The 8,985-nt window shown below is 66.1% G+C and carries 9 protein-coding genes; 5 read left to right on the top strand and 4 right to left on the bottom strand.

The window, feature by feature from the left end; all coding sequences use genetic code 11:
• Positions 1-366 precede the first annotated feature (366 nt).
• From sigM to ABFT43_RS22515, 5 genes are all read left to right on the top strand, one after another.
• Complete coding sequence (gene sigM, locus ABFT43_RS22535) at positions 367-942, top strand: RNA polymerase sigma factor SigM (protein ID WP_347962463.1); 576 nt, start codon at positions 367-369, stop codon at positions 940-942.
• Between the two features lie 132 nt (positions 943-1,074).
• Entirely contained in the window at positions 1,075-1,845 is a 771-nt protein-coding gene (locus tag ABFT43_RS22530; protein WP_347962462.1) for a hypothetical protein, read from the top strand.
• A gap of 182 nt (positions 1,846-2,027) precedes the next feature.
• A complete protein-coding gene (trxB, locus tag ABFT43_RS22525; RefSeq protein WP_347962461.1) occupies positions 2,028-3,041 on the top strand; it encodes a thioredoxin-disulfide reductase in 1,014 nt (337 codons plus the stop codon).
• A gap of 50 nt (positions 3,042-3,091) precedes the next feature.
• Positions 3,092-3,430, top strand: a complete 339-nt coding sequence (gene trxA / locus ABFT43_RS22520) for a thioredoxin (protein WP_347962460.1) — start codon at positions 3,092-3,094, stop codon at positions 3,428-3,430.
• 271 nt (positions 3,431-3,701) lie between these two features.
• Entirely contained in the window at positions 3,702-4,835 is a 1,134-nt protein-coding gene (locus tag ABFT43_RS22515) for an N-acetylmuramoyl-L-alanine amidase (protein ID WP_347962459.1), read from the top strand.
• On the opposite strand, the gene ABFT43_RS22510 is transcribed toward ABFT43_RS22515, so the two are convergent.
• From ABFT43_RS22510 to rsmG, 4 genes are all read right to left on the bottom strand, one after another.
• Positions 4,780-5,664 carry a hypothetical protein gene (locus ABFT43_RS22510; protein WP_347962458.1) on the bottom strand — a complete coding sequence of 295 codons (885 nt, stop codon included), beginning with the start codon at positions 5,662-5,664 and terminating at the stop codon, positions 4,780-4,782. The genes ABFT43_RS22515 and ABFT43_RS22510 overlap by 56 nt on opposite strands.
• 145 nt (positions 5,665-5,809) lie before the next feature.
• Positions 5,810-6,841, bottom strand: a complete 1,032-nt coding sequence (locus tag ABFT43_RS22505) for a ParB/RepB/Spo0J family partition protein (protein WP_347962457.1) — start codon at positions 6,839-6,841, stop codon at positions 5,810-5,812.
• Positions 6,842-6,910: 69 nt separating this feature from the next.
• Positions 6,911-7,864 carry a ParA family protein gene (locus ABFT43_RS22500; RefSeq protein ID WP_347962456.1) on the bottom strand — a complete coding sequence of 318 codons (954 nt, stop codon included), beginning with the start codon at positions 7,862-7,864 and terminating at the stop codon, positions 6,911-6,913.
• Between the two features lie 223 nt (positions 7,865-8,087).
• Positions 8,088-8,792 (bottom strand): 16S rRNA (guanine(527)-N(7))-methyltransferase RsmG, encoded by a 705-nt coding sequence (rsmG, locus tag ABFT43_RS22495; protein WP_347962455.1) that lies wholly within the window; start codon positions 8,790-8,792, stop codon positions 8,088-8,090.
• Positions 8,793-8,985: the final 193 nt, after the last annotated feature.

The following is an 8,985-nucleotide window of genomic DNA, read 5'->3' as shown; positions in this document are numbered from 1 at the left end:
AACAGGCCGCCGCTGAACCCGTGGCCAAACAACATCAAATCGCCTAGCATTCACCATGACTCGTTGATCACCACGCGTGAACCCACGCCGACCCAAAGTCCACCACCCCACGGGACACTGTCCTCGAACTCCGCCAGATTCGCGAGTCGAGTCCCCGATCGCGGAGTTGGACGGAACTCGCGATTCTGCGTCGAAACGCGCGACTTGGGGGCGATCAGGGCGATTCGGTGTCCCCAGACCGGGTGACACCAACACATGGACTCACGCGATGACCTTGGCGCAGAACGTTGTCCACAGTTCTCGGCACACTGTTCACAACCGGTCACCCGTCGCGTGCCCGAAAGCGTTCTCCGTTAGTCTCAGCGCATGGCCGGGGGGGACAACGCAGTCGAGCTGCGTACCGACGAGCAGCTGCTGCATGCTCATGTCGCCGGCGATCCGCATGCGTTCACCGAGCTCGTCAATCGACACCTCGATTATCTGTGGTCGGTCGCGTTGCGGACCAGCCGGGACGTCGAGGATGCCGCTGACGGACTCCAGGATGCGCTGCTCGCCGCACATCGGATGGCTGCGGACTTCCGGTCCGATGCCAAGGTAACCAGTTGGCTGCACCGGATCGTCGTGAACGCCTGTCTCGATCGGATCCGGCGCAACAACTCCCGTCGGACCATCCCGCTGCCGGAGTGGGACGACCTGTCGATCGCGGACCCCGCCGACGAGATCTCGTCGGTTGACCTGTCCGTCTCGATCGGCCGGGCCCTGCACTCGCTGCCGGAGGGTCAACGTCGAGCGATCGTCGCCGTGGACATCGAGGGGTACTCGATCGCGGAGGCCGCCGCGCTCCTCGGCGTCGCGGAGGGCACCATCAAGAGCCGGTGTGCCCGCGGGCGCCTCCGGCTCGCCGAGGTCCTGGGGCACCTGCGCCCAACACATGACTCGTGATCTTCTGCGCCAGAGCAAATTTCCGACTCCCGCGTATTCGACGGAACCGGATGGTCACCGCGTGCGTCCAAGTATCGAGATCACACCGACGAGCCCACGCACGCCCGACTCCGGAATGGAAGACTGAACACCATGACCCCGCGGGGACCAGACGACGCCACCGCCGGTGAACCACCGGAACCCCCCTTCCCGGCGGAGATGCTTGCCGACCTCCATGCCGGGCTCTTGCCCGAGCGCACCGCGGAGCACATCCGTTCCCGCCTCGACGACGACCCCCACGCCCGCCGCGTCCTCGCTGCTCTCGACCGAACCGTCGACGAGCTGCGCGGATCGCCGCCCGCCCCTGTGCGCGTGCCCGACTTCGTGCGGGCAGACGTCCAGGCCACCCTCGCCTCGCTGAACGGCCCATCCGATGCGGCTCCGGCACCGGTTCCGTGCCGGGAGCAGACCGCCGAACCGGACGACCTCGCCGCCCGTCGTCGACGCAACCGTGTCCTGCCCGCACTGATCACCGCGGCGGCACTGGTCATCGTCGCAGCCGGCACCGTCGGGGTCCTGTTCGCGGTGTCGTCGCCCGATTCCGGAACGGCTCCGCCCCAGGCCCGGTCCGCCGCCACCGCGTCCCTGGATCCGAGCGGTTCGGCGTCGGCGTTGTCGGTGATCGGTCGCACGGACGGCGCGCCCTTCGGCTCGGTCGCCGCTCTCCGACGCTGCACGTCGGCGCACCTCGTCTCCGAATCCACCGCCGTCGTCGGTTCCGGTCGCATCGTCTACCAGGGCGAACCCGCAGCCGCGATTCTGCTGTCGACCGGTGTCGCGGGGCGCTTCGACGCCTTGATCGTGGGTCTCGACTGCGACACCGGGAACCCGTCACTCCTGGCGCGCGGGGTCATCGGGAACTGACCGACGCACGGTTCCCTCGTTCACCAGGCATTACTTTCCGTCACAAGGGCACGTAAGCTGCGTCACCACGCCGGTGAGGCCGCCCGTGACCGGGAACATCTCCGCTTACTCTTGTGTTGTAGCAGCGTGACAACGCCGGGACCACCGGCGGATTCCGCACATCCCACCAGCACGGAGGACGTATGAGCCAGGCAGAGACCCAGCAGATCCACGAACTGATCATCATCGGATCGGGTCCTGCCGGGTACACCGCGGCGATCTACGCCGCGCGCGCCGAACTCGCTCCGATCGTCTTCGAGGGCACGCAGTTCGGTGGCGCACTGATGACGACCACCGAGGTCGAGAACTTCCCCGGCTTCCGCAACGGCATCCAGGGCCCCGAACTCATGGACGAGATGCGTGAGCAGGCCATCCGCTTCGGCGCCGATCTCCGCATGGAGGACGTCGACGCCGTCCGCCTCGAGGGCCCGATCAAGGAGGTCGAGGCCGGTGGCGAGACCTACCGCGCCCGCGCCGTGATCCTCGCCATGGGGGCGGCCGCCCGCTACCTCGGCGTCGACGGCGAGCAGGAACTGCTGGGCCGCGGCGTGTCCGCCTGTGCGACCTGCGACGGTTTCTTCTTCAAGGACCAGGACATCGCCGTCATCGGCGGTGGCGACTCGGCGATGGAGGAGGCCACCTTCCTCACCAAGTTCGCCCGTAGCGTCACCCTGGTCCACCGCCGCGAGGAGTTCCGCGCGTCGAAGATCATGCTCGACCGTGCCCGGAACAACGAGAAGATCCGCTTCGTCACCAACGCGGCCGTCCGCAAGGTGATCGGCGACGGCTCGGTCAAGGGCCTCGAGATCGAGGACACCCGCACCGGTGAGGTGAGCACCCTCGACGTGACGGGCATGTTCGTCGCGATCGGTCATGATCCGCGCAGCGAGCTGGTGCGCGGCCAGGTCGAACTCGACGACGCCGGCTACGTCGTCACCCGGGGCCGCACCACCTACACCTCGCTGCCCGGCGTGTTCGCCGCGGGCGACCTGGTCGACCACACCTACCGTCAGGCGATCACCGCCGCCGGTAGCGGCTGTTCGGCCGCCATCGACGCCGAACGCTGGCTCGCCGAGCAGGGTGAGGCCCCCGACCACACCGTCGACTCCGACGCGAAGTCCGTGTCCGACGTCGACTCCGTTCAGGCGCCTGCCTGATCTCCCGCAAGCTTTCTCAACCTCTTCTTGTCCATCTAGGAGGACACAACATGGGTGCACACACCGTCGTCGTCAACGACACCACGTTCAAGGACACTGTCCTGGACGCCGACAAGCCGGTCCTGGTCGATTTCTGGGCCACCTGGTGCGGGCCGTGCCGTATGGTCGCGCCGGTGCTCGAGGAGATCGCCCGCGACCATGGCGACAAGCTGACCGTCGCCAAGCTGGACGTCGACGAGAGCCCCTCGACCGCCCGTGACTTCCAGATCATGTCGATCCCGACCATGATCCTCTTCGAGAAGGGCCGGCCGGTGAAGACCATCGTGGGCGCCAAGGGCAAGGCGGCACTGCTCCGCGAGCTCGACTCGGTGGTCGGTAAGACCGCCTGACCTGCACAACTCATCCCGCACACGACAAGAGTCCGACGGGTGAACGACCTGGTCGTCCGCCTGCGGACTCTCGTCGTTGGTAGTCTCGGCGCGGGTCCCGCCCCATCGGGGCCCTCCGCCAGAGGCAATCGCGGGTCCGACCGCGGTGAGTTTGGTGTAGTGAACTTCAGCTGAGAGAATGCAGGCTGATGCCGACCGGTGCCGCTTACGCGGATCACCGGAACTCGCGAGCAGGACATTCCCTGCGGCGATCCGTATGAGGGGTGACGACATGCCATTGTTCCGACTCGGGGATCACGGCTCGGCAGTTGCCGAGATCCGCGCAATCCTGGTCGGGCTCGGACTGTTGCCCGAGGGTGGGAAAGACATCTTCGACGAGGAATGCGACCGGGCGATTCGCGCCTTCCAACAGCAGCGCGGCCTGATCGTCGACGGGATCGTCGGTCCGGCCACCTACCGGGTGCTGCGCGAGGCTTCGTACCGCCTCGGTGCACGCGTGCTCTCCTACCAGCTGTCCGCCCCGATGGTCGGCGACGATGTCGCCCAGCTCCAGAGTCGCCTGCAGAACCTCGGCTACTACACATCACTCGTCGACGGCATCTTCGGACCCAACACCCACAACGCGGTCTGCCTTTACCAGAGTGAATACGGCCTTGCCTCCGACGGGATCTGCGGCCCGGCGACCCTGCGTTCCCTCGAACGACTCGGCACGCGGGTGACCGGTGGCTCACCGTACGCCATCCGTCAGGAGGAAGAGGTCCGGCGCTCCGGACCGCAGCTGTCGGGCAAGCGCATCCTCATCGATCCGGGTTCGGGTGGACTCCATCCGCTGTCGACGGGCGCACTCGCCGAACGGGAGTCGGATCTGCTGTGGGATCTCGGGGCCCGCCTCGAGGGCCGGATGGCCGCCGCCGGCATGCAGACCTTCCTGTCCCACGACGGCCGCGGCCGACCCACCGACAACGAGCGGGCCCGCGTCGCGAACCTGATGGACGCGGATCTGATGATCTCGCTGCGCTGTGCGCACTACAGGAACGAGCGCGCCAACGGCGTCGCCACATTCTACTTCGGCAACAACCAGAACTCGTTCTCATCGATCGGTCGCAACCTCGCCGGCTTCATCCAGCGCGAGATCGTCGCCCGCACATCGCTGACCGACTGCCGCACCCACGAACGTACGTGGGATGTCCTGCGGCTCACCAGAATGCCGGTGGCACTGATCGACGTCGGGTACATCACCAACCCGCACGACGCGGCGATCCTCGGTGATTCGGACTGGCGCAACGTCATCGCCGACGCGATCCTGGTGGCCGTGAAGCGGTTGTACCTGCTCGACCAGGACGATCGACCTACTGGCACTTACACTTTCGCGGAGTTGCTGGCCGCGGAGAACGCGTCGCACTGATCTTACGACCGTGCCTCGCCTGACCGGCTCCCACCGGAACGGCGGTGCGCTCCCGGCTGGTCAGGTCCATCTCGGCCATCATCACCAGCTTCTCCAGCGCGCTCTCGACCTCGAACTTCCAGCCGAGACCGGAGTCGAGTTCCAGACGGAAACGCGGGAACCTCGGATGCGATGACACGACGTCGAATCCGGAGTCCTTGAGGAAGGTCGCGTCGATCATGCACTCCGTGCACAGGTCTGACTGCGGGCTCTCGAGGATCTCCCGCGCCACCTCGAGCAACACCTCGTCGGTCCAGGCGTCGAGATCGGAGCGGGCACCCGTTCGGGGAGGCCTCACCGACGCCCCGGATCCCGTTTCGGCCGAATCCGATTCGGCCTCTACGGTGCTCTTGCCTACGCTGAAGTCGGCACCGCCGCGGACCAGGCCGAAGGATTCGACGGCACGCACACCACGGCGGATGAGGTCACCGATCACGGCGTCGAGAAGGATCGTGGCGGCCTCTTCGTGGCCCGGTTCCGTGCGAAGGCTGGTGAGCAGCACCGCATCTGGGCTGACCGGCGAGGTGGGGAAGTGCTGGGAGCGCGGCACCCGACCGGGCGGCGCGTAGAACGCCGTGCCGACGACCGCGTTCGTCGTCGACTCGATCGCGACCTGGCCGCAGGTTCCCCACTCGAGGAGCAGACCCGATATCCACGCTTCCTTGTCGAATTCGCTCTCGAACGGCTCCCCGTCGGTGGACGGCTCCACCTCCCAGAAGACACAACGGCGGCTGTGCTGGGGGAGGGACTCGAAGGATCCGAGTTCCAGGCGCACGATCGACACGCTCATGTCACCGAACTCCGATCAGACGACGCCGTTCAACGAAAGACGTTGCTCCGCAACCCATCTCGCTGTCCGGGCGCCGACCCGGTACGTCAATCGTCACTGTGACATTACTTCCGCGTGTGTCTGGTAGGGAAAACGCGCCGCAAGATCACTTCTTGGGGTCGATGAACTCGACGATGCGCTCGAGATCATCGACCGACCCGAATTCCACGACGATCTTCCCTTTCCTTTTCCCAAGACTGACTGTAACCCTGGTGTCCAGACTGTCGGAGAGTCGTTCGGCGAGGTCCTGAAGACCCGGCATCTGCATCGGTTTACGCTTCGCGGCCGGCGTCTTCGCCTCGGGGCCGTCTCCGCGGTTCATCAGCGTGACCGCTTCCTCGGTGGCGCGCACCGAGAGTCCCTCGGCGACGATGCGCGCGGCAAGTGCCTCCTGGGCCTCGGAACCCGCCTCGAGCGCGAGGAGCGCGCGGGCGTGGCCGGCCGACAGCACGCCGGCCGCGACGCGTCGCTGGACCGGGATCGGCAACTTCAGTAGCCGGATCATGTTGGTGATCAGCGGTCGCGAGCGTCCGATCTTGGCAGCGAGTTCCTCATGCGTGACGCCGAACTCCTCGAGCAGCTGCTGATAGGCAGCCGCCTCTTCGAGGGGATTGAGCTGGGCTCGGTGGATGTTCTCGAGGAGCGCATCGCGCAGCATGTCGCCGTCGGGCGTCTCCCGGACGATGGCCGGAATGGCCTCGAGCCCGACCTCCTGGCTCGCGCGCCAGCGACGCTCGCCCATGATGATCTGATACTTGATGCCGTCCGGAGTCGGCTCCTTCAGGCGTCGCACCACAATCGGCTGCATCAATCCGAACTCGCGGATCGAGTGCACGAGTTCGGCCATCTGCTCGTCGTCGAAGACAGTGCGAGGCTGCTTCGGGTTGGGCTGGATCTCGGATGGAGGGATCTCGCGGTACACCGCACCGGTCTCTTCGGGGGAGAGGGGAGCGGTGCCTGCGGCGCCATCGCCGGACCGTGCGGCTGCGGGCGACGGTCCCTTGCCGATCACGACGTCGGCGGCGGCGTTTCCCAGTCGCGGGGCATGATTCTGGTCCTCGGCCGGACCGGTCGGGATGAGCGCCGCCAGGCCACGACCGAGTCCGCCACGACGCGTTGCGGTGTCTCGTTGACTCATGCCTCTACCTCCACTCGGAACAGCAAGACCGGGGTGTTGTCAGTTCGTGCGCTCATATGGCCGGAACGCTCATCGCTCGGCGTCGGGGGATCCGCGCAGGGCCAGTTCGCGCGCAGCGTCGAGGTAGCTCATCGCGCCGCGGGAACCCGGGTCGTACTCGATGATCGTCATCCCGTAGCCGGGCGCCTCGGACACCTTCACGCTGCGCGGGATGATCGTTCCGAGGACCTTGTCCCCGAAGTGGCTGCGCACTTCCTCGGCCACCTGATCCGCGAGCTTGGTGCGGCCGTCGTACATCGTGAGGATGATTGTCGAAACGTGAAGCTCACGGTTGAGATGCGCCTGGACGAGTTCGACATTGCGGAGAAGCTGCCCCACACCTTCGAGCGCGTAGTACTCGCACTGGATCGGGATCAGCACCTCGCGGGCTGCCACCATTGCGTTGACGGTCAGGAGACCGAGCGAGGGCGGGCAGTCGATGAACACGTAGTCGATGTCGTACTCGGCGAGAACCTCGTCGGACAGCGCGTTGCGGAGCCGGTTCTCACGGGCGACGAGCGACACGAGTTCGATCTCCGCGCCGGCGAGATCGAGTGTCGCCGGGACGCAGTAGAGGCCCTTCTGATTTGGCGACTCCTGGATCGCCTCCTTGAGCGTCACCTCGCCGAGGAGGAGCTCGTACACCGACGCGATGTCCTGTGCTCGATGGTCGATGCCGAGCGCCGTGCTGGCATTGCCCTGAGGGTCGAGGTCCACGACGAGCACTCGCAGCCCGTGGAGGGCGAGACCCGCGGCGAGATTGACGGCTGTGGTGGTCTTGCCGACGCCGCCCTTCTGGTTGGCCACGGTCATGATCCGGGTGTGCGCGGGGCGGGGGAGCTGTCCGGCGCCCCCGGGGGTCAGCACCTGGCTCGCACGCGCGGCCGCCATCGCGATGGGGGTGTCGACGTACGCTTCGTCGATGATCGGTGCGGCACCGGTGGTCGCTGTTTCACGTGAAACGTTCGGGTCTTGATCGACCACGCGGGCACTCCTTTGACCGACCTGATGGGCGTTCGGGTCGTCGAACCCGGCAGTGGTGGCTCCGGTTCCGACAGATACAGAATCGTCGACGGAGGCAGCGGGACGCGTGTCTCCGGAACGCTTCTTATTCTGCGCCTTGCGCGGACTCCACACCAATTCGGATCTCCCTCTGTGTGCCACCGTCGTCGTTGTTACAAGTCGACGGCTGGTAGGTCTGTGTCGGTCAGCGACGCCGCGATTTCTTGGAGCCGGCGACTTCGGTCTTGGTTCCGATTACCACGGTGGTCGGCGTCTCCAGGGACTCGCCACACGTGGAGACCCTGAGACCGCTGATGCCGGCTCGGCCAACCGTCGCACGATCTCGCTCGATCTCCTCGGCCGCCGACGATCCCTTGATGGCAATCATCCGCCCGCCGGTCCGGATCAGGGGAGCGGACCACTTCGCCAGACGTTCGAGCGGCGCGACGGCACGGGAGGTCACCACATCGGCGAGGCCGACCTCGGCGCGTACAACCTTCTCCTCGGCACGCCCGCGGACAACCTGGACGTTCGTCAGACCGAGTGTCGTGACGGCTCGCTCCAAGAAGGTGCTCCGACGGAGTAGGGGTTCGATGAGAGTGATCTCGAGGTCCGGTCGGGTGATGGCGAGCGGCAGGCCCGGCAGACCCGCGCCGCTGCCGATGTCGAATACGCGAACCGCGTCATCGATGACTTCCGAGATGACCGCACAGTTGAGAATGTGACGATCCCACAACCGAGGTACCTCGCGGGGACCCATGAGCCCATGGTCGATACCATCGGTCGCCAGGATGTTCCAGTAGCACTCAGCCAACTCGAGTCGATCACCGAACACTCCCTGCGCCGCGCTGGGTGGCACCCGCAACGCCTCGAGGTCGTGTTGGTCTTCAGGTTGAGCGTCTTCCGACACCGGGCCTCCGTTTCTGAATGCGGTCAGCCTCTAGTGTTTCACGTGAAACCGACGCCGATGCAACGGTCTCTGGGTAAGTCCCCTGGGTTGGTGGGGTTTCGGGGCTGGAGCCGGACGGGATGGACTGTGCCCGGTGTGTCTTGAGGGCTTTGGGGTGGGTCATCGCGTAGTGGTCAGTGAGTTACCTACCAAG

Source organism: Gordonia aurantiaca (assembly GCF_039939235.1).
Classification (GTDB): domain Bacteria; phylum Actinomycetota; class Actinomycetes; order Mycobacteriales; family Mycobacteriaceae; genus Gordonia.
Note: the sequence above shows the minus strand (reverse complement) of the source record. Positions and strands in the feature narration are given on the sequence as shown.